The sequence below is a fragment of the Ewingella sp. S1.OA.A_B6 genome (assembly GCF_049889095.1).
Classification (GTDB): domain Bacteria; phylum Pseudomonadota; class Gammaproteobacteria; order Enterobacterales; family Enterobacteriaceae; genus Ewingella.
Window position 1 is genome coordinate 1,473,631 of record NZ_JBLJFK010000001.1, and the last position, 19,443, is coordinate 1,493,073.

Consider the following 19,443-nt stretch of genomic DNA (forward strand, 5'->3'; position numbering starts at 1 on the left):
AGAGAGATGGACGATCAGAGCGTGATCCGCCAGCCGTGGTGGAAACGCGTGGGTTGGCTGGCCATCATCTGGGCCGGCAGCGTACTGACGCTGTTTGTGGTAGCGTCACTGTTCAGGTTGTTAATGACGGCGGCAGGAATGCGGAGTCATTAAATAAAAACGGACACCGCGTGTCGCACGCGGTGTCCGATATAAAACCGCCAACGACGCTTACTTAACAATATTATTTAGCAGATCATCCAGCCGGTCGTCGTCAATACCGGCCGGTTCGAGATGCGCCGTGACATCTGCCACCTTAAACAACAGGCTGACGGCCACTTCGGCGGCATCGCCGATATCATGCCCAACATCCACAGACAATCCGCCATCCACTTCCACGTGAAACTCCACGAACACGCGGTCACCGCCGTTACGGGTGCGAATATCATGCACACCGCTGACGCCATTCACACTGAGGACAGCATGTTTGATACGTTTGCGGTCCTCAATGTCCAATTCGCGATCCAGCAGTTGCTTAAGGGCGTCGCCGACCATACCGCGTGCGTTCCAGATCATATAGAACGATATCAGCAGCGCACCGATAGAATCAGAACGCGTCCAGCCAAGATAGCTTTCCAGTACCAGCGCCACCAGCACTGCAATATTGACCGCTACGTCGGTAATATAATGTGCGCGATCGGCGGCAATCGCCGTTGAACCTGTGCGCTTCACTACATAAGTTTGCATCAGCACCAGACAAATAGCTGCGCAGCTACTCCCGATGATCACCCAAATACCCAGTCCCAACTGCGCCAGCGGTTGCGGATTGATAATGCGGCTGATGGATTCCCCCCCCAGCACCAGACCCGCAGCACCGAGTAATAAAGCCTGCACAAAGGCCGCAACGGCTTCGGCTTTGCCATGCCCATAGCGGTGGCCTTTATCGGCTGGCCGACCGGCATAACTCACACCAATCAACGTCACCATTGAAGCCAGCACATCAACAAGACCATCCGCAGCGGAAGTCAGCATGGCAATTGATCCGGTGGCGACCCAGGCCCAGACTTTGACGAATACCAACACCAGCGCCACGCACACTGAAATCAGTGAGGCCACGCGGGTCAAACCTTTATACGGTGCAGGACGGCTCATCGGCGGTTCCGGAAAATAACATCAGTTTGAGAACTATTCACACAGGGTTCCTGATACAAAATTGGATTTTATAAATTAACAAGGTATTACCACTAAATGGGCGACGTGGATTATACCCTTTTTTCTCTTTTTTAGGAGCAAGCCTATGGTGTGGATTTTCGTGCCCTCACTGTACTAACTTGACGCTTATTTACTTGCTTTTACATCAATACAATCTAGGGTGAAACGAGAATAATGAGATCCCTCATTCATGCATCATGCCCATAACCAGATGAGTATTATGACCACTAATAAAAATGACGCCACCCACCACAACAATGCACCTTCAACCGACGCACAATCTGAACTCGATTCCAGCCAGATAAAAACCGGGGAAGGACACCGTTCTTCTTCGCCAAACGAGCACAACACGGACAGGGCTCCTTCTGATAAAGATCAAGGTGATAGTCCGCAGGGCGACGGTGAAAAACGCAAAGGGCCAGGCAAAAAACCGCTGATTATCCTGGGTGTTGTGGTGATTGTGATGGTGATTGTTGCGCTCGTTTGGTGGCTGATGACCAAAGATCAGATCACCACCGATGATGCCTTTACCGACGGTGACGCAGTCACCATCGCGCCAAAAATTTCCGGTTATGTCACTAATCTGGTGGTAAAAGACAATCAACTGGTGAAAAAAGGCCAGTTGCTGGTGCAAATTGACCCACGTGATGCTACCGCACAGCGCGATCAGGCGCAGGCGCAGCTGGGCGTTGCGATTTCTCAACTGCATCAGGCGCAGGTGCAGTATGAACTCTCAAAGGTGCAGTATCCCGCCCAACTGGCACAGGCTCAGGCGCAGCAAACGCGAGCCGAAGCCAGTTTGCTGAACACCACGGCAGATTACCGCCGTCAGCACGGTGTCGATCCACGCGCCACCTCACAGCAAAATATTGACAGTGCCAGCGCGCAGTTGCGTTCTGCCAAAGCCGACCTGGAAAATGCCAAAGCGCAGGTAAAGGTTGCCGCGCAAGTCGGGTTGCAAATCCGTCAGGCAGAAACCAACGTCGAAGCGCGTCAGCAGCAAGTTGAACAGGCTAAAGCCCAGCTAGAAACCGCTGCGCTGAACCTCTCCTATGCCGATGTCCGCGCGCCTTACGATGGTTATGTCACCATGCGTAATGTGCAGTTGGGTACGCTGGTGCAGGCCGGCTCGTCGCTGTTCTCTATCGTTTCCCCCAATATATGGATAGTCGCTAACCTCAAAGAATCACAGCTCGAACGCATGCGTCCGGGTAACAAAGTGCTGATAAAGATTGATGCCTATCCGGACATCGAACTACACGGCCATGTCGACAGCGTGCAACAAGGCACCGGTTCACGCTTCTCCGCTTTCCCGGCGGAAAATGCGACCGGTAACTATGTGAAAATTGTGCAACGTGTGCCGGTGAAAATTGTTATCGACAGCGGACTGGATCCAAAGCAACCGCTGCCATTAGGCCTTTCAGTTGACCCAACGGTTACCGTCGAATGAGTGAGGCTCGCAGCAGTTGGAAACCTGCCAGCAACCCGTGGGCGGTGGCTGCGGTCGTCACCATCGCGGTGTTTATGGAAATTTTAGACACCACGATCGTCAACGTCGCGCTGCCGCACGTCGCCGGCTCCCTCTCATCAAGTTACGATGAATCCACCTGGGTACTCACCTCGTATCTGGTGGCAAACGGTATCGTATTACCGATCTCCGCGTTTCTCAGTCGGGTACTGGGCCGCAAAAACTATTTTCTGATTTGTATCGGAATGTTCACCGTCTGCTCCTTCCTGTGCGGTATCGCCACCGAACTGTGGCAAATGATTCTGTTCCGCATTTTGCAGGGCTTCTTCGGCGGGGGCTTGCAGCCGGTGCAACAATCCGTACTGCTCGATTACTTCAAACCGAAAGATCGCGGCAAAGCTTTTGGTCTGTCATCGATCGCCATTATCGTCGCGCCGGTGATCGGGCCGACCCTCGGGGGTTACATCACCGATAACATCAGTTGGCGCTGGATCTTCTTTATCAATATTCCGGTAGGTCTTATTGCCTTGCTGGCGATTTACCAACTGCTGGAAGATCCACCGTGGGAGCGCAAGGCAAAAGGCAAGCTGAGCATTGACTACATCGGGATTGGATTGATTGCGCTTGGCCTCGGTTGTTTGCAGGTGATGATGGACCGTGGCGAGGATGAAAACTGGTTCAATTCGGCCTTTATCGTCACCTTTGCACTCCTTGCCATCACCGGGATTGTCGGCGCAATTTACTGGCTGTTATATGCCAAAAAACCCGTAGTGGATTTGCGCTGTCTTAAAGACCGTAACTTCGCAGTTGCGGGTCTATTAATGGCGGGCATGTCGGTTATCCTGTATGGCAGTTCGGTGATTATTCCGCAGCTTTCGCAGCAACAGCTTGGCTACACAGCGACGCTCGCCGGGCTGGTGATGTCGCCTGGGGCAATTCTGATCGTCCTGTCGATTCCGCTGGTGTTGAAACTCATGCCTATCGTGCAGACGCGTTACATCATCGCCTTTGGCTTCTTCCTGCTGGCCGCGTCGTTTATCTACTCCGGCAGGCTAACGCCCAACGTCGATTTCACCACGCTGGTGTTGTACCGCAGCATGCAGTCGCTGGGCCTCGGCTTCCTGTTTGTGCCGCTCACAACTATCGCTTTTGTGACGATTCCGGAGCGTCTGAATGCCGATGCCGCCGCGTTGTTCACTATGTTCCGTAACGTCGCTGGGTCGATTGGGATTTCGCTGTCTACCGCCGCGGTGACCGAACGCGGTCAGGCACATAGCGCCCATATGGTGAGCAACATGACGCCGTTTAACGAGCAGTTCAACCAAGCCCTTAGCCGCAGCGCCGCTGCCGTTCGCGATTTCGCACACGTGGCGGGTGACCCGATGCAGATCGCCACTGTGCGTATGTATCAGGAGATGATTTCGCAGTCGCGCATTCTGGCCTACATCGACGTCTTCAGTTACTGCGCCGTCGTCGCCGTTATTTTGATCCCCTTCTGTTTTCTGCTTTCGCCGGTTAAGAGCGAAGGCAGTGCCGGAGCACACTGATAAAAAATGAAAAATCTGACATACACACTTTCCGCGCTGGCTCTGGCATTGACCGGTTGTTCCGTCGGCCCTGATTATCAGCAGCCAAAATCGACAACACCTGCGGCTTATAACGATATGAGCCGCCCGCAGGTTCAGGACGGTGCGTCAATCGCCCTGCCCTCAGAACCCAACCCGATATGGTGGAAAGCCTTTAAGGACCCACAGCTCGACAGCCTGATCGACCGTGCCATAGCCGGTAATATTTCACTGCAACAGGCCGTTCTGCGTATCGCCGGCGCGCGCGAGCAAGTCACACAGGCACGCGGCGCATGGATGCCATCACTTCAGGCCAACACCAAGTTCACCCGCCAGCAGCTGGGTTTAAAAGGCATACTCGAATCCAACGGCATTACCAGTCAGACTGAGAACTCAAGTCCTCAAGTCGCGAGCGCCATTGATTCCGCCACCGGACCATCGAATCTGTATCAAGGCAGCTTTGATGCCAGCTGGGAGCTGGATCTGTTCGGCGGTACACGCCGTCAGGTCGAAGCCGCTAACGCGCAGCAGCAGTCATCCCTGGAGCAGCGTAACGATGCACTGGTGTCACTACAGGCCGAAGTTGCGCGCGCCTATCTGCAACTGCGCGGTGCACAAAGCATTACCGCCGCTATTCAGACGCAGATTGATGTCGCTCAGCAGACGCTGGAGCTGACTCAAAGTCAGCAAAAGAACGGTCTGGCTCCGCAGATGGATGTAGAAAACGCCCGTGCTCAGCTGGGTTCACTGCGTGCCCAATTGCCACAGTATCAGGCCCAGGCGCGTCAGGCGATGAATGGGCTAGCGGTGTTGCTCGGCCAGGCTCCAGGCACACTTGATAGAGAACTGACGCCCATCAAACCGATGCCAGCCTTACCTGCCGCTGTTCCCGTTGGCGTCCCATCACAGCTGGCGCGCCGCCGCCCGGACGTGCGCAAGGCGGAAGCGGATCTGCATGCCGCCACGGCTGAGATCGGCGTGTCAGTGGCACAAATGTTCCCGAGTATTTCGCTCACCGGCCAGTTTGGCATGCGCAACACTGACGCCAGTTATCTCGATAAATGGAGCAGCAACTTTTACTCCTTCGGCCCTTCGGTCACCCTGCCCATCTTCCAGGGCGGTCGGCTGGTCTCCAGTGTGCATCTCTCCCGCGCGCAGCAGGCTAATTCCGCACTGAATTATCGCCAGACGGTGCTGACTGCCTTGCAGGATGTCGATAACGCGCTGGTCAATTACCGTACCGATCAAGACCGCATGACCGGCCTTGATCAAACTACCAAAGCCTTGCAAACGACGTTTGAACTGGCATCCGACAGCTACCGCAAAGGACTGTCATCCTTTATCAACGTGCTGGACGCCCAGCGTCAGCTGGCGCAGGCCAAACAGCAATCTGCTGCCGCAAAAGTGCAGACCAGTACCGATTTAGTCTCGCTCTACAAAGCCCTCGGCGGCGGCTGGGAGCCGTACCAGAATGTGAAATTGCCGACCTATACCGTTTTCGGTCCGGCAGCAACATCGGATGTCCGCGTGCAAACCACGGCTGAGGAATAAGACCGATGAACGCCATTGCAAAAGAAGAAAAAAAACCCAGCTGTGATTCCGTGGTTAACAGTGTCGCTTACCGGGATGGAAAGCGTTTACAGGAAGTCACCACCCAAGACATTAGCGAAGTATTGAAAGAGCCAGGCACCTTTGTCTGGCTGGGGCTATGGCAGCCAGAAGACAGTCTGATGCGCACTATCCAGGAAGAGTTCGGCCTGCACGACCTGGCGATTGAAGATGCGCTCGCGGCCCATCAGCGCCCAAAAATTGAACAGTATGGAGAATCGCTGTTTATCGTCATTCATACTGCGCAGCTGGTGGACGACAAAATAGAATATGGTGAAACCCACATTTTTCTGGGTAAGAATTTTTTGATCACCGTACGCCACGGCGCATCATCCAGCTATAAACATATCCGTGCCCGCGCTGAAGAGTGCCCGGATATGCTCGCTAAGGGTCCAGCCTATGCACTCTATTGCGTGCTTGACCTGGTGGTGGATAACTATTTGGCGATCGTCAGTGAATACACCAAACAGTTCGACCATATCGAGCAAAAGATGTTTAAGTCTGACTTCGACCAGGACGCGATTCAGGATGTGTATAAGCTTCGCCGCGAGTTGTTGTCACTCCGTAACGCCGCCGTGCCTGCGGAAGATATCTGTAACCAGCTCAGCCACCATTACGAAGATCTGATCCCGAAAAGCCTGCGGGCATATATTCGCGACGTGCAGGACCATTCACATCAGGTGATCACCGTCACAGACGACATGCGCGAAATGCTCGCCAACGCCATGCACGTCAATCTGGCATTGGTGTCCGTGCATCAGAACGAAGTGGTACAGCGCCTTGCCGGCTGGGGTGCAATATTGGCGATCCCTACCGTGGTTTTCAGCCTCTACGGTATGAACTTCAAGAACATGCCGGAGCTTAATGACGTGTGGGGCTACCCGGTGACCGTCGGGGTCACGGTCGTGGGATGCGTTTTGCTGTACTGGAAGTTGAAGAAGTCCGGGTGGTTATGAGTGTTTTTCAGCTTTTAGAAAGCTGAGGTAAATTTTTAAATTCAAATTCAAATTCAAATTCAAGGTCGTGGGCGCCGGCCCACACCGGGTTAAGGGCCGTAAACGCGGCCCTTAACAATCCGGCGTTTTTTTAACTGCGCGCTATCGCTGAATCGTGATGGCCGTGTTCCAGTCATCGCTGTTATAGCCGCAAAATTCCGCCGCGTTGCGGTCCCTTCCGTTCGGGTTCGGACCAACTCACGATAAACCTGTTCGTCGTTTCTCACCGCTCCTCCGGCGGCATTTTTGAATGCGGCCCGGACTTTTTAAAAGACAAAAACAGATGAGGTTTTGAATTTGAATTTGAATTTGAATTTGAAAAAGCGTCGGCCGCGTTCAAAACGACGTCGAGGGAGAGGCGCAAAACCGCGTGGAAGTTTACGCGGGTTGAAGCCCGAACTGAGAGTACCGCACAGCGGCGGGATTTTGCGGCTATAACAGAAATACCTGAAACACGGCCATTGTGACCCGCGCAGCTGCTGTTTTTAAAAGAGCCGGAGATTCTTAAGAGGCGCGGCGATAGGCGCCTCTTAAGGCCGGCTTGGGTGGCCACCCAAGGCTCCCCGGTGTGGGCCGGTGCCCACGACCTTGAAGTTGAAGTTGAATTTAAAAAAGCATTTCCGGGATTTACCAAAGCCAAAAAAGCCCGCCGCTCAGGCGAAAACCCTACCGTTTTTCGACCGGTTGCTCCAACACCATGGTTTGCGTCTGGCTCAAACTAATCTCGGCAACGCGCAGGGCTTTGAGGATTTCATACAGCAAATCACTTTTGGTTTCACCGACCACACGCGGAGTATTAACGTAACCGGTGACGCTAAGCACAATCCCAGTCGGGCCGAGTTCTTTGAAACTTACCGAAGGCGGCGGGTTATCGAGGATGGATTCATGCAGTCCATAACATTCCAACAACAAAGAGCGCACCTGTTCCGGGTCGATATCCAGTGGGAATGTCAACGTGATAGTGGCGACCCCCTGGGCATTACCCATAGTAGCGTTGCGTACGTTCTGCGAGATGAACTGCGAGTTGGGCACAATGACCGTCGAACGATCGCTCAGCTGAATTTCAGTGGCGCGCACATTGATGCGGCGTATGTCCCCTTCCACGCCGCTGATCGTCACCAGATCGCCCACTTTTACCGGGCGCTCGGTCAGCAGGATCAAACCAGAGATAAAGTTCTTCACAATCTCCTGCAAACCAAAACCGATACCAACCGACAGCGCACTGACGATCCACGCCAGTTTGTTCCACTCAATGCCCAGCGTGGATAAGGTCAGCAAAATAATCAGCACGTAACCGACGTTGGTAAACAGCGTCACCAGCGAAGCACGCATTCCCCGGTCCATCATGGTTTTTGGCAGGAAATCGTTATCCAACCAAAGTTTGGCAGAGCGCAATACATACCAACCCACCGACAGACACAAAAAAGCGTTGACCGCATGTGCCGGGATGACATTGATACTTTCCAGCCCTTTCCCACCCCAGATATCCACTACTTTACTGAGTAACTCCAGCGGCGTCGTCGTACCGAAAGTCCCATTAAGCAGTGCCACCGCAGCGAACAGTACCAACAGGGCTTTACCTACCGCCGCAAACAGCGTTGCCGCCAGCAACAGGTGGCGCTCATTAATGCTCAGGCTGCTTTTGAGCAGGCGGCCACTGTAAGTCGTCGGCGCAAAGAAGCTTTCGCTAAAATCAACCACCAGATGAATAAGCAAATAGAGGCAGGTCAGCACCAAACCCACCCAGACCAGTTCATAAGTCAGGAACCGGGCCAGAGGAATGTAACCAATCAACAGAGAAACAATGATGGCGACGGCAGTACCGCTGATGGCCAAATTGATAAAACCAGCCATGGTGGAGCGCGCTTCCGGCTGTTCACCACGCGCCAACATACGGCGACGCATACGGTTGACCCGCACAGGAACAACCAGGCAACTCAACGCCACTAACAGCGCCGAGATACCATTACCAAACAGCGTCACCGCCACGCTGGAGCCAACCAGATTATTCATCTCTTCGACAATGCCGAAAATAAAGATAAATGACGCCAGCACGATCGGGAATGCCGCCATGGTTTTAGCGATAGGATCAGCCACACCAGGCAGCCGCCATGAAGGGTGACGGTTAGACAACAGCGCCGACCCCAACCCGGCAATCAGAGAGGAGAAGACCGCCAGCGCGATAATAGATTTGGCGAACTCAAGCAACGGCGGCGACGTGTCTGGCAGACGGGTAAAGAACAGGCAAAACAACATCGCGCACATCCACTGGGCGACCACAATAATGGTGGTCGCTACAGTCGCCAGCAAGCTACGCCGCAGGCGCCCTCCCGGCAACCAGCGCGGTAGCATCCAGCCCAAAGGCCGATCGAATAATCGTCGGCCGAAGACTCCAACCACCAGCGCCAACAACAGATAAAGCGCAGACCCAACTCGCCACTCGGGTTGCCATGCCTGATCCCAGGCACTTTTTATCTGAGAATTGAAATCATCAAAACGGGCGATGTCGCTCTCTTGCGGGGAAAATAAGGGTGACCAGAAATTGGCGCTGAGAATACTGCCCGAGTTGAGAGCAAGCTGCGTTTTCAACGTGTCGCGGCGCAGCGCACCGATTTGTGTCGACAAGTTCTGGGCACCGGTTCGGATAGCAGTAGCTTGCTCAATTTGCGCGTCCAGCAAGATTTTGCTGGCACTCAGTTTGCTGCGCTGGCGAACAACCTCTGACGTTTCTGGTAATGCACCCGCCGCCGGAGCGGGGCCAAGCACCTCAACCTGTGACTGGACCTGCGCCCGTTGCGGCCCAAGTGCCACGACCAGCTTGTCGGCATCTTCCGCAAGTTTTAACGCATCATCATTTAGTGCACTGAGTTGCTTCTCTGTTTTGGCTGTCGCCACTTGCTGTTTGGTGGCATCGAGCCGCTTTTGCAGCGCGGTCAGCGTGGCAGGAGCATTAATCTTTATCGGTTCAGCCGCTTCGTTATTGGTGATAGTCGTTTGCAACGCCGCATTATCTGCAGCGGCCAGCACCGTGACAGGCGCGGCTAACAGCCCTAACAGCAGTGTCCACATCACAGACGATTTGAAGAAATTATGCATAAAGGAATATGTCCGCAACCTGGGAAATTATTTTTCAGTGTGATTAGAATAACGGCTAACAGACATTAAAAGATCAGGTTTTTTCTGTATTGGAGACAAAGTTCGTAAATAGTTTCCGACATGTCGATACCCACTGCGGGAGCATACCGCCGTGGGACGTCAAAGACAGGTTTAACCTTGTTTGCCCAGCATCAGGCGCAATACAGCCGCCGAGTCCTGCGCTGGCAGTGCCAGAATGTCAGTATAGAGAGTGATGGAAATGTCACAGACTTTGGCGTGATCGACATTCTCGGCGCTTAACTCATTGAACATCTGCAATTTATCGCCGTATTTATCCTGTAATGCCTGACGTACCGGTGCCATCAGTGCCTTGGCTTTTTCGCCGCTGACAACGGTGGGTTGTGCCGTCTGGCCACTACCACTGGCCAACAGTAACGTGTTCATGGTGTCCAAATCTTTCTTAAACAGCTCAGGTGAAAGAACCTGTGCGGTATTGATCCCGCCGTTAATCTGCGGATAAAGAAATTTAAAACAGCTGCCGTCATTACGCGCCTGCAGGGCCAGCATCTCTTCGAGACTGACCTTCATGGCGGCTATCACGTTGACATCTGGTGCAGTATTCATCCGGCGGGAAAGCAGGTCTGACACCATCGGCTTGACCGTATCAATAGCTTCCTGCTGGGATTTTCCTTCTTTCTTCAACCGAAGAATATTGCTGCGGATCTGGCTGTACAACGCAGGTTCCTGCGCTTTAATGGTGCTGTAAATAGGTAAAGCGGAGAGAGTCTGGTCGATTTCCTGCGTTTGTTCATCTCCCTGCATGCGCGGTTTAATCAGCCCCGCATACAAGGCATTGCCGCCGACTATGAGTACCAGAAACAGCACAATACCGGGTATACGGCCTATCTTGCCCTTTTTGTGCAAAGCAGCGATCACTGCGGCGACAATCGCCCCGCTCACTGCCCAAACCATGACTTCATTCCAATTCATTTGCTACTTCCTTTTAGTTTCCGATTTGTGCCACAGCATCGCGGCTGGCATCGGCCCGTGCCTCATCATGCAATTCTGTCAGTTTGCCGGAGCGCATCTCCAGCAGACGGTCTGCATGCTCAAAGTAGTGATCATCATGGCTGATTGCCAGCACGGTTTTACCCATGTCACGCAGACACGGCAAGAGTTCACGGTAGAAAGTTCGGCGGAACTGCGGGTCTTGATCCGCTGCCCATTCATCAAGCAGCAGGAAGTCGCGCCCCTCACAGGCCGCCAGCAGTAAAGCAACACGTTTACGCTGACCCTGTGACAGTTGCAAATTGGTAATGCGATCACCATCAAATTGCAGCTTCTCTTTCATATTGAGCCGCTGCAACCACGCTTCCACCAGTTGCGGATCCGGCGCAGTACCCTGCGGTCCCATCATCTGACCAAACAGATGAAAATCGGTAAACACGGCCGAGAAGAGCTGGCGGTATTGCTCCTGGCTTTGTGCGGTGATCGGCACGCCGTCGAGCAGGATCTGACCCGAGCACGGCTGATATAAGCCGGTCAGCAGCATTGCCAGCGTCGATTTCCCGCTACCGTTGCCGCCGATCAGAAACACCAGTTCACGGCGTTTGATCGTCAGGTTGAGTGGTCCGACGCCAAAGCCTTGTTCCCCTGATGTCTCGCCATAGCTGAACATCAGGTCTCGCAGTTCAAGGGTATGCCAACGCTGAGATGCAGTTGACACGGAGAATTCCGGCTGATAGTCACTGAGTTTCAGGGCCGTCAATTTACCAAACGCCACCTGTGCGCTGAGCAGGGTTGGCAACGCGCCCACTGCCTGCAACAACGGTGTACGCAAGAACAGCAGCGTCAGAGAATAGGTTGCGGCGACGTTGGTATCGGACCAGCCGAGCGTATTAGCCATGAAAAATACCAGACCTATAGCACCGAGCATCATAATGTTCGACCAGTTGACTGCGCTGAGGTGGAAGGTGTCGGCACGCACAATGTGATGGCGATAATCTCCGGCGTTTTTTTGATATTCATCTTCATACAACTGTCGGGCGCGCTCACGGTTTAACGCCAGCTCTTTGCGCCCGTCGATCACCCTCTGATAATCCTGTTGCAGGTTGTCTTCCGACTCCCGTACATGGGTTAGATGACGATAAACCCGCGATACCAGCGTAAAACTGACCGCAATGGTAACCACCAACCACACCACGGTGACCAACAGCATTTTGGGTGATAACCAGGCCAGATAGGCTGCCGAACCGAGCGTCAGGATGATCCCCTGAACAAGCTCAGGCAGGCGCACAAAAGCCAACGTGATCGCTCTCAGGTCGCTACTCAAGCTGGCGAGCAACTGCGCATTGCCAATTTGCTCAATACGTTCGATATCCGTATCTAAAATACGCTTGATAAACTGGCCGCGTAGACGGTAGATAAAGTGGTGCCCCAAGGTTGTCAGCGCTAGCTGAGAACCGAGCGTCACCATCAACAACAACAGCAAAAAGCCCAGGAATTGCGGCAATACCGCCAGTGTCGCATTAGTGGTCTCAATCAGTTTCAGATTGATAAAAGCAATCAGCCCGATCCCCAAGGCTGCACTGAGCAGACTCAGTACCATCACGGCTAAAAATGGCCAGCGATACTGCTTAAAGACAACGCGTAACAACTCCATAAGGCTCTCACTTTCTTAAAACAGATAAATAGCTAATAAAATTCTGTACGCAGTGTAATGAGGAGTGAGTTGATATCAATAATTATTCTCATTTTATCTGCTGGGCGCCTCAACGTGAGAAAAAAGCTGACAGCGGGCGAACCAGTTCCTAAACTTCTGTAATGGATAAAGAACATGAACTTCATCGAAGTAAACGTAATGCACTAGGGCTGCTACTGGCCGCGGCTGCTCTGTTTGTTGTCACGCTTTTTTTAACCCCCAATTTTTGGGTCTCCGGTCTGAAGACTATTTGTGAAGCCGCGATGGTTGGCGCGCTGGCCGACTGGTTTGCGGTGGTAGCGCTGTTTCGTCGGGTGCCAGTGCCGTTTATCGCCGCGCACACGGCGATTATCCCAAAGAACAAAGACAAAATTGCCGATAATCTGGCGGCCTTCGTACAGGAAAAATTCCTCGCACCGGCCTCGATTGTCGAATTGATCCGCAAGCATGACCCTGCGCAGATGCTCTCGGACTGGCTGAATGCGCCGGACAACGCCCCACGATTCGCCGGGTATATGGTAAAAATGATGCGCGGTTTTCTGGATGTCACAGACGATCAGCGCATCGCTCAATTGATCAAGCGGGGGCTGTTTCGCGTGATCGACAAAATCGATTTATCGCAGTCGTTGGCCACTTTATTGGAAAGTCTGACCAAAGACGGCCGTCATCAAGAGTTGCTGGACCAGGCAATGGATCAGCTTGAGCAACTACTGGCTAAAGAGAGCACCCGAAAGCTTATCTCCAGTCAGATTGTTAGCTGGATGAAACGTGAACATCCTCTCACTGCCAAACTGTTACCCACTGGCTGGCTCGGCCGAAATGGTGCTGATATGGTGTCGAACGCGGTCAATTCGGTGCTTGATGACATGGGCAATGATAAAACCCATGCTTTCCGCAAAGGTTTTGACCGTTCGGTGCAGGGATTAATAGGAAAACTGCAAAACGATCCGGTCATTGCCCAAAAAGCCGAGGAGATTAAGCAGTACCTCAAAAATGACGGAAAACTCAATGGCTATGTCATGCAGCTGTGGGGAGATATGCGCGGCTGGTTGAAAGAGGATTTGGAAAGCCCGGATTCCAAAGTACATACCAAAATAACCGAATCCGGTCAGTGGCTCGGTCAGGCGCTGGAGCACGACCCCACACTGCGCGCGTCGCTGAATACGCAGATGGAAACGGTCGCCGCCAGAATGGCACCGGATTTCGCCGAGTTCCTCACCCGACATATCAGTGACACTGTAAAAAGTTGGGACGCAAAGGATATGTCGCGACAGATTGAGCTTAATATCGGCAAGGACCTCCAGTTTATCCGCATCAACGGTACGCTGGTTGGGGCGTTTATCGGCCTGGTGTTATATCTGTTGTCACAGTTACCGGCGTTGTTGCCGTGGGTGCTGGCGAGAGTTTAAACAATCTCCCCCTTTACAGAGGGAGCCGCAAGATTACTTAACCGTTTTGCTGAATGCATCCACCGCCAGAATAGCGTTGGCGACACCTTCCGGTGACAAATGTTGATTCAGATTACCGAGGGTATCGCCCTTGCCGCCTGCCAACGCGCCGACCTTCACCAGATTTTCGTAAGATTCATTTTCAAGATGCATCTCTTTTAAGGTGGTCGGCATTTTGATAGCGCGGTAAAAACGGACATAACGAGCAATTTCTTCGTCCGGACGCTGTTCAAGCACCATCTGCGTCAGCGTGCCATAAGCGACTTTCTCACCGTGGGTCAAGTGGTGAATATCCCCTGAAATCGCAGTAAAACCATTGTGGATCGCATGTGCGCCGGCCAGACCTGCGTTCTCAAAACCTAGTCCGGACAGCAGCGTATTGGCTTCAACCACGGCTTCAACCGCTGGGGTCACCAGTTTTTGCTCCACGGCGGTATAGGCACTGTAGCCATAAGTCAGCAAGGTTTTCTCACAGGCTTCGGCAATCGCCATACCGGCGATCGTCGGGTCACCGCCCACCATAGATTGTGAATGCGAACGCAGTACGGCCTGCGCTTCGACGAAGGTCGCCAGACCATCCGCAATACCGGACGCAAACAGACGCACCGGCGCCTGCGCGCAAACCTGTGTATCCACCAGCACCAGATCCGGGTTTTTATCGTAGAAACGGTAGGTATCGAACACGCCTTCATCGGTATAAATTACCGAGAGCGCACTGCATGGTGCATCGGTAGAAGCCACGGTCGGGACAATCACCACATTTTGTTTCAGTTCGTCAGCAATGGCTTTGGCAGTATCGAGCGTCTTACCCCCCCCCAGGCCGACCACAACATGAGTCCCAGCTTTACGGGCAATCTCAGCCAGACGGGTGATCTCATTCGATGACGCTTCGCCCTTAAATTTCTCATAGTGGAATGGCACTTCGGCTTTTTTCAATGACGCTTTAACGCGATCGCCAATAATGCCCCACACCATATCATCGGCTATCAGCAGAGACTTGCCCCCCAGTGCAGGCAAGTACTCACCAAGTTCATCCAGCACGCCGCTACCTTGTACGTATTTTCGTGGCGAAGAGAAGATAAATTTACTCATAATAATGACCTCTTTCGTTGAAAAACTCACCTCGAGACTATCCTACTGTACTGTAAATTCACATTATTAAATCTAATAATGATCGCATGGAATGGTAAGAAAAAAACATTAGCGTAATTTACGTAATGAAAATCATTATCCCTTAGAGTCAACCCTTCTAATCTAAGCTTTTAGCTATCAAATCTATCAATAAAAGCGACTTTTACTTATCAAAAGAGTCCGTAGAATGTTTCGTATTGGCAGCACGATGTAAGCAGTTGCAAACGATTCAGCTCGCTGTTAGCCATCCTGTTTAACTTTAACTTTAATGAATTCCCAAATAGTTAGCGTTGTATCAAAGCAGCAAGAGAACCCATGGTGATGAGCTGACTAAGGTTAGTGAATACCGCTAACGCAGATACAACACCCTATATGACGGAATTGAGGGATAACATGTATAACTTCCAGCGTTACCAGGCAAAAGAATTAGCTCTTGCATACATGAGCGGCAAGTCGCATGACTTTTCGCCGCAAGAGTTTTTACAGCAAGTCAGAAAGATGGAGAAATCCTTCGAAGCCTTGATGAGAACAGGTCATGAACCTTCGCAGCGAGAAGTGCTGGTAAAAGCATTCTGAACAATTTGTTTGATAAATGCAGTATTGTTGAGGTCTCCTGTGTCGGGTAAATCAGCAAGAATAAGCGTCTACTTCATCTGCGAAAAGAAGTAAAAAAGAAGCCCAGCTCGGAAGAGACGGGGCTTTGTCATTAATGACCTTTTGGCAACGGCGCGAATCGCGGTTAGCTCATCTGCCGGTCATCGATATAACGGCGCTGGTCTGGCGCTGGCGGGAAGTACTGATAAAGCCAGGTCTCAGTTAGCGCGGTGTTGCCCGTTTTAATATACATTCGCAATTCAACCGGCTCGACTGAATCGCTATCCGGATACCAGTCGAACAGGATGCGATAGCCATCAAACGGCTGCACATACAGAATTTCGATATCTTTAATTTTACCTGATGACACGTTGATCACCGGCGCCAGGCCTTTATCCGCGTTGGCTTTCAAATCACCGCCAATAAAATCAACGGCGAAACGGCGTGCCCAGACGTTCGGGTAGTGTTCCCCCGGTGCCCATCCTTCCGGGAAGCCGCCCATGCCAGTGCGGGTTGCCAACACGTTGGCTAGCGGGCTGCGCTCTGGTGGCGTGCTGCTCCAGTAGAGCTTATAGCTGAAATCAAACGAGTCGCCAGCTTTGACCGGTTTTTCCGGCTGCCAAAAGCAGACAATGTTATCCAGCGTTTCGCCGGTGGTCGGGATCTCCAGCAGATTAAGCGCCCCTTTCCCCCAGTTTCCTACCGGTTCAACCCACAAGCTCGGGCGTTTGTTGTACCAACCAATCACGTCCTGATAATTATTGAACTCATGATCCAGCTGTAACAAACCGAACCCTTTCGGGTTTTCATCAGCAAATGCGTTGAACTGCAACTTCTTCGGATTATTCAGCGGACGACAGACCCATTCGCCATTGCCACGCCACATCGCCAAACGGTCTGAGTCATGAATCTGTGGGTGAATAGTGTCGCAGCGGCCACGCTCGCTGGTGCCACAGCTGTACATGCTGGTCATTGGCGAGATGCCGAGCTGTTTGATGTCTTTACGGGCGTTGATGTGCTTTTCGATTTCCATCACCACGCGGGTGGGTTCACAGTGAATGATGAAGCGATAAGCGCCCGTTATACTCGGACCATCGAGCAGCGCGTAAACAGTGAAAGTGGTATCGCCCGGTTTTGGCCTGTCAAACCAGAAAGCGGTAAAGTCCGGGAACTCTTCAGGCACGCCTGCGAAAGTATCTACCGCTACGCCACGTGCTGACAGGCCGTACTGATAGGTGTCATCAACCGCACGGAAGTAGCTGGCACCGAGGAACGATACCACGTCACGGCGGGTCAGCTCAGGCGCTTTATTAACTTTAAATCCAGCAAATCCGAGGTTGGTAATACCTTCGAGCTGTTCGGTTTTCACGCCCGCATCATGGTACTTGAACAGCTCCGGACGGAAGTGAATTTCGCGAGCCAGATGCTGGTCTGCATCCACCGAATACATACATACCCGGCGCTTGAAGCCCATGCCGACGTGGAACAACTCAACGTCGAGCTGACGATTCGGCAAGTCATTCCACAGTGAGTGATCGTGATCGTACTGAATGGCGTTATACGCCTGCGGCGTTAGTTCAGCCAGCGTCTGCGGCAGAGGCTGAGGCGGACCACCAAAAGGTTGCGAAGCGAGGGAGCTGGCCATCTTTTGCAGTACGGAGAAGTCGAAAGTGGTGGCACCACCGTCCGCTACGTTTTCCTGCGCTGCCGCAGCAGATCGCGTGAACACTGATGCCATCGTTGGCACCCCGCAGTAGGCGGCAAACGCCATTGACGCTTTGATAAATGCTCTTCGTTCCATGCAAGAAGGGTTTCCTGTGCCAGACGGTAAGTTATCCGTGAGTGTCGCCGCCGAAAGGCAATGTGCCGGACTGGCGCGAAAGACATCCACGGGATGTGAAAATTACGACCTCAAGGCTAACGTAAAATTCACATGGCGAGTACCATAAAATTAAGAACTTTCAGCTAAAAATAGCTTGCACAGGATGACGCTTCCGATATGTGAGATCACCACTGCAGGCAGGACACACGGCGACTGACATAAAACGTAAGTAACGCTTACAGAACTTTTATCTGCTATTCAAAAAAACCTCTCGGCGTCTTTTTTAAGATGAATCTGTTACTTTTAAAGTTAATGAATGGTTATGAAAATATTAATCATTATGGAGCCAGTCACTTTCTTTGATTTTCTTTTCAAGGAGTCCCCGATGTCAGATCCTCAAATTCCACAATGGACCCGGTCTCTGTATTCACAATTAACCACAACCGCCAATGCCCCCCTGCCGGCTGAGTTGCAGGTCAGCGGTACCGGTCATTTTCCTTGCGCCTATCCGGTCACAGAATTTGCCACCGCGTCGATTGCGTTAGCGTCTATGGCGTTAGCCGCATTAATGATTGAAAGCGGTGTGCCTGTACCGTCGATTGATGTGGACCGGCGGCGAGCCTCACTGTGGTTCTCCACCAGTTTCTCACCCCGTGGTTGGGCCTTGCCGCCCGTGTGGGATGCCATCGCCGGTGATTACGTCACGGCAGACGGCTGGATCCGGCTGCATACCAATGCGCCAGCGCACCGTAAGGTGGTCGAAACGGTGCTCGGTCATCACCCTGATCGGCAGTCACTGGCTTTGGTCGTAAAAAAATGGCATAAGCAGGCGCTGGAACAGGCTATCGTTGAGAGTGCGGGCTGCGCAGCACAAATGCGCAGCCCGCAGGAGTGGCAACAACACATTCAGGGAAAAAGCGTGGCGCAGGAACCCCTGTTCCAGCATGCTTTTTTTTCTGCCCAGCCCAAACCTGACTGGCCGGTGTCAGGCCAGCGTCCCCTACAGGGCATTCGCGTTCTGGATCTCACGCGTATTATTGCCGGTCCTGTCGCGACACGTTTTCTGGCCGGCTTCGGTGCCGACGTATTGCGCATTGATCCGTTCGGCTGGGACGAAGCCAGCCAGGAACCGGAGGTTACTCTGGGGAAACGCTGTGCCAGGCTCAATCTGCATAATCGGCAGGACAGGCATACTTTCGAACAGTTACTGCGTGAAGCAGACGTCATCGTTCATGGCTACCGCGCCGGTGCACTGCAAAAATTAGGTTACGGAACTGAGCAGCGACGCATGTTGTCACCGGGGCTGGTTGATGTCTGTCTGAATGCCTACGGTTGGAGTGGGCCGTGGCGTGAAAGACGCGGGTTCGACAGTCTGGTGCAGATGAGTTGCGGTATCGCCGAACAGGGCAGGCGCTGGGCCGATAGCCAGAAACCGTTCCCGCTGCCGGTACAAGGGCTGGATCACGCCACCGGCTATTTGATGGCTGCCACCGTTCTCCACGGATTAACCCAACGGCTACGCAGCGGTCAGGGCAGCGAAACGCGGCTGTCACTGGCACGAACCGCCATCGAGCTGATGCAATGTTCCACGGCGGACAGCAGTAATCTGAATCCCGATATTGGACATACAGTGAAAAGCGATTACGCCTCCACGCCGGAACATACTCAATGGGGCGAAGGATGGCGCTTGCTGCCACCGGTGATGCTGGCAGGAACGGCTATGACATGGGATTTTGCAGCATCAACGCTGGGTTCGGCGCAGGCGGAGTGGAGGGAAACGGCGGTGAAAAAGTCTCAGTATTGATTCCTTTGGAAATCCGCTAA

At 52.8% G+C, this 19,443-nt stretch carries 14 protein-coding genes; 8 read left to right on the forward strand and 6 right to left on the reverse strand.

What is annotated here, in order from left to right:
* Positions 1–6: 6 nt before the first annotated feature.
* Positions 7–153, forward strand: coding sequence for a DUF2474 domain-containing protein (locus ACMV8I_RS07025; RefSeq protein WP_498864749.1), 147 nt, complete (start codon positions 7–9; stop codon positions 151–153).
* A 57-nt stretch (positions 154–210) separates the two neighbouring features.
* Here the strand turns inward: ACMV8I_RS07025 and ACMV8I_RS07030 are convergent, their stop codons facing one another.
* Complete coding sequence (locus ACMV8I_RS07030) at positions 211–1,131, reverse strand: cation diffusion facilitator family transporter (protein ID WP_498864453.1); 921 nt, start codon at positions 1,129–1,131, stop codon at positions 211–213.
* A 280-nt stretch (positions 1,132–1,411) separates the two neighbouring features.
* Between ACMV8I_RS07030 and ACMV8I_RS07035 the strand changes: the two genes are divergently transcribed.
* Genes ACMV8I_RS07035 through corA form a run of 4 tightly spaced genes read left to right on the forward strand, consistent with a single transcriptional unit; the run spans position 1,412 to position 6,788 of the window.
* Positions 1,412–2,641: an HlyD family secretion protein gene (locus ACMV8I_RS07035; protein WP_498864454.1), complete on the forward strand. Its 1,230-nt coding sequence runs from the start codon at positions 1,412–1,414 to the stop codon at positions 2,639–2,641.
* Complete coding sequence (locus ACMV8I_RS07040) at positions 2,638–4,206, forward strand: DHA2 family efflux MFS transporter permease subunit (protein ID WP_498864455.1); 1,569 nt, start codon at positions 2,638–2,640, stop codon at positions 4,204–4,206. The genes ACMV8I_RS07035 and ACMV8I_RS07040 overlap by 4 nt, the downstream gene beginning before the upstream one ends.
* Before the next feature lie 6 nt (positions 4,207–4,212).
* Positions 4,213–5,775 carry an efflux transporter outer membrane subunit gene (locus ACMV8I_RS07045; protein WP_498864456.1) on the forward strand — a complete coding sequence of 521 codons (1,563 nt, stop codon included), beginning with the start codon at positions 4,213–4,215 and terminating at the stop codon, positions 5,773–5,775.
* 5 nt (positions 5,776–5,780) lie between these two features.
* The gene (gene corA / locus ACMV8I_RS07050; RefSeq protein ID WP_498864457.1) at positions 5,781–6,788 is read left to right on the forward strand and encodes a magnesium/cobalt transporter CorA; all 1,008 of its coding nucleotides are present in this window, start codon (positions 5,781–5,783) and stop codon (positions 6,786–6,788) included.
* A gap of 705 nt (positions 6,789–7,493) precedes the next feature.
* On the opposite strand, the gene ACMV8I_RS07055 is transcribed toward corA, so the two are convergent.
* The 3 genes from ACMV8I_RS07055 to ACMV8I_RS07065 form a co-directional block, all read right to left on the reverse strand.
* Positions 7,494–9,923 (reverse strand): DUF3772 domain-containing protein, encoded by a 2,430-nt coding sequence (locus tag ACMV8I_RS07055; RefSeq protein ID WP_498864458.1) that lies wholly within the window; start codon positions 9,921–9,923, stop codon positions 7,494–7,496.
* Between the two features lie 171 nt (positions 9,924–10,094).
* Positions 10,095–10,913 (reverse strand): hypothetical protein, encoded by an 819-nt coding sequence (locus ACMV8I_RS07060; protein ID WP_498864459.1) that lies wholly within the window; start codon positions 10,911–10,913, stop codon positions 10,095–10,097.
* A gap of 13 nt (positions 10,914–10,926) precedes the next feature.
* On the reverse strand, positions 10,927–12,585 hold the full coding sequence (locus tag ACMV8I_RS07065) for a multidrug ABC transporter permease/ATP-binding protein (RefSeq protein ID WP_498864460.1): 1,659 nt from the start codon (positions 12,583–12,585) through the stop codon (positions 10,927–10,929).
* Positions 12,586–12,746: 161 nt separating this feature from the next.
* On the opposite strand from ACMV8I_RS07065, the gene ACMV8I_RS07070 reads away from it, so the two are divergent.
* Positions 12,747–14,033, forward strand: a complete 1,287-nt coding sequence (locus tag ACMV8I_RS07070) for a DUF445 domain-containing protein (protein WP_498864461.1) — start codon at positions 12,747–12,749, stop codon at positions 14,031–14,033.
* A 33-nt stretch (positions 14,034–14,066) separates the two neighbouring features.
* On the opposite strand, the gene ACMV8I_RS07075 is transcribed toward ACMV8I_RS07070, so the two are convergent.
* Positions 14,067–15,164, reverse strand: coding sequence for a glycerol dehydrogenase (locus ACMV8I_RS07075; protein WP_498864462.1), 1,098 nt, complete (start codon positions 15,162–15,164; stop codon positions 14,067–14,069).
* Positions 15,165–15,596: 432 nt separating this feature from the next.
* On the opposite strand from ACMV8I_RS07075, the gene ACMV8I_RS07080 reads away from it, so the two are divergent.
* Entirely contained in the window at positions 15,597–15,779 is a 183-nt protein-coding gene (locus ACMV8I_RS07080) for a hypothetical protein (protein ID WP_498864463.1), read from the forward strand.
* A gap of 163 nt (positions 15,780–15,942) precedes the next feature.
* Here ACMV8I_RS07080 and ACMV8I_RS07085 read toward each other — a convergent pair whose 3' ends face one another.
* Positions 15,943–17,598, reverse strand: coding sequence for a glucan biosynthesis protein D (locus ACMV8I_RS07085; RefSeq protein ID WP_498864464.1), 1,656 nt, complete (start codon positions 17,596–17,598; stop codon positions 15,943–15,945).
* A 406-nt stretch (positions 17,599–18,004) separates the two neighbouring features.
* Here ACMV8I_RS07085 and ACMV8I_RS07090 point away from each other — a divergent pair, with 406 nt between their 5' ends.
* A complete protein-coding gene (locus ACMV8I_RS07090; protein WP_498864465.1) occupies positions 18,005–19,423 on the forward strand; it encodes a CoA transferase in 1,419 nt (472 codons plus the stop codon).
* The last annotated feature ends 20 nt before the right edge of the window (positions 19,424–19,443 follow it).

Bases quoted from the DNA above. Each gene is read 5' to 3' on its own strand.
- ACMV8I_RS07040 (WP_498864455.1), top strand. From the start codon at position 2,638: ATGAGTGAGGCTCGCAGCAGTTGGAAACCTGCCAGCAACCCGTGGGCG.
- ACMV8I_RS07035 (WP_498864454.1), top strand. From the start codon at position 1,412: ATGACCACTAATAAAAATGACGCCACCCACCACAACAATGCACCTTCA.
- ACMV8I_RS07090 (WP_498864465.1), top strand. From the start codon at position 18,005: ATGTCAGATCCTCAAATTCCACAATGGACCCGGTCTCTGTATTCACAA.
- ACMV8I_RS07030 (WP_498864453.1), bottom strand. From the start codon at position 1,131: ATGAGCCGTCCTGCACCGTATAAAGGTTTGACCCGCGTGGCCTCACTG.
- ACMV8I_RS07085 (WP_498864464.1), bottom strand. From the start codon at position 17,598: ATGGAACGAAGAGCATTTATCAAAGCGTCAATGGCGTTTGCCGCCTAC.
- ACMV8I_RS07025 (WP_498864749.1), top strand. From the start codon at position 7: ATGGACGATCAGAGCGTGATCCGCCAGCCGTGGTGGAAACGCGTGGGT.
- corA (WP_498864457.1), top strand. From the start codon at position 5,781: ATGAACGCCATTGCAAAAGAAGAAAAAAAACCCAGCTGTGATTCCGTG.
- ACMV8I_RS07065 (WP_498864460.1), bottom strand. From the start codon at position 12,585: ATGGAGTTGTTACGCGTTGTCTTTAAGCAGTATCGCTGGCCATTTTTA.
- ACMV8I_RS07075 (WP_498864462.1), bottom strand. From the start codon at position 15,164: ATGAGTAAATTTATCTTCTCTTCGCCACGAAAATACGTACAAGGTAGC.
- ACMV8I_RS07070 (WP_498864461.1), top strand. From the start codon at position 12,747: ATGGATAAAGAACATGAACTTCATCGAAGTAAACGTAATGCACTAGGG.
- ACMV8I_RS07080 (WP_498864463.1), top strand. From the start codon at position 15,597: ATGTATAACTTCCAGCGTTACCAGGCAAAAGAATTAGCTCTTGCATAC.
- ACMV8I_RS07055 (WP_498864458.1), bottom strand. From the start codon at position 9,923: ATGCATAATTTCTTCAAATCGTCTGTGATGTGGACACTGCTGTTAGGG.
- ACMV8I_RS07045 (WP_498864456.1), top strand. From the start codon at position 4,213: ATGAAAAATCTGACATACACACTTTCCGCGCTGGCTCTGGCATTGACC.
- ACMV8I_RS07060 (WP_498864459.1), bottom strand. From the start codon at position 10,913: ATGAATTGGAATGAAGTCATGGTTTGGGCAGTGAGCGGGGCGATTGTC.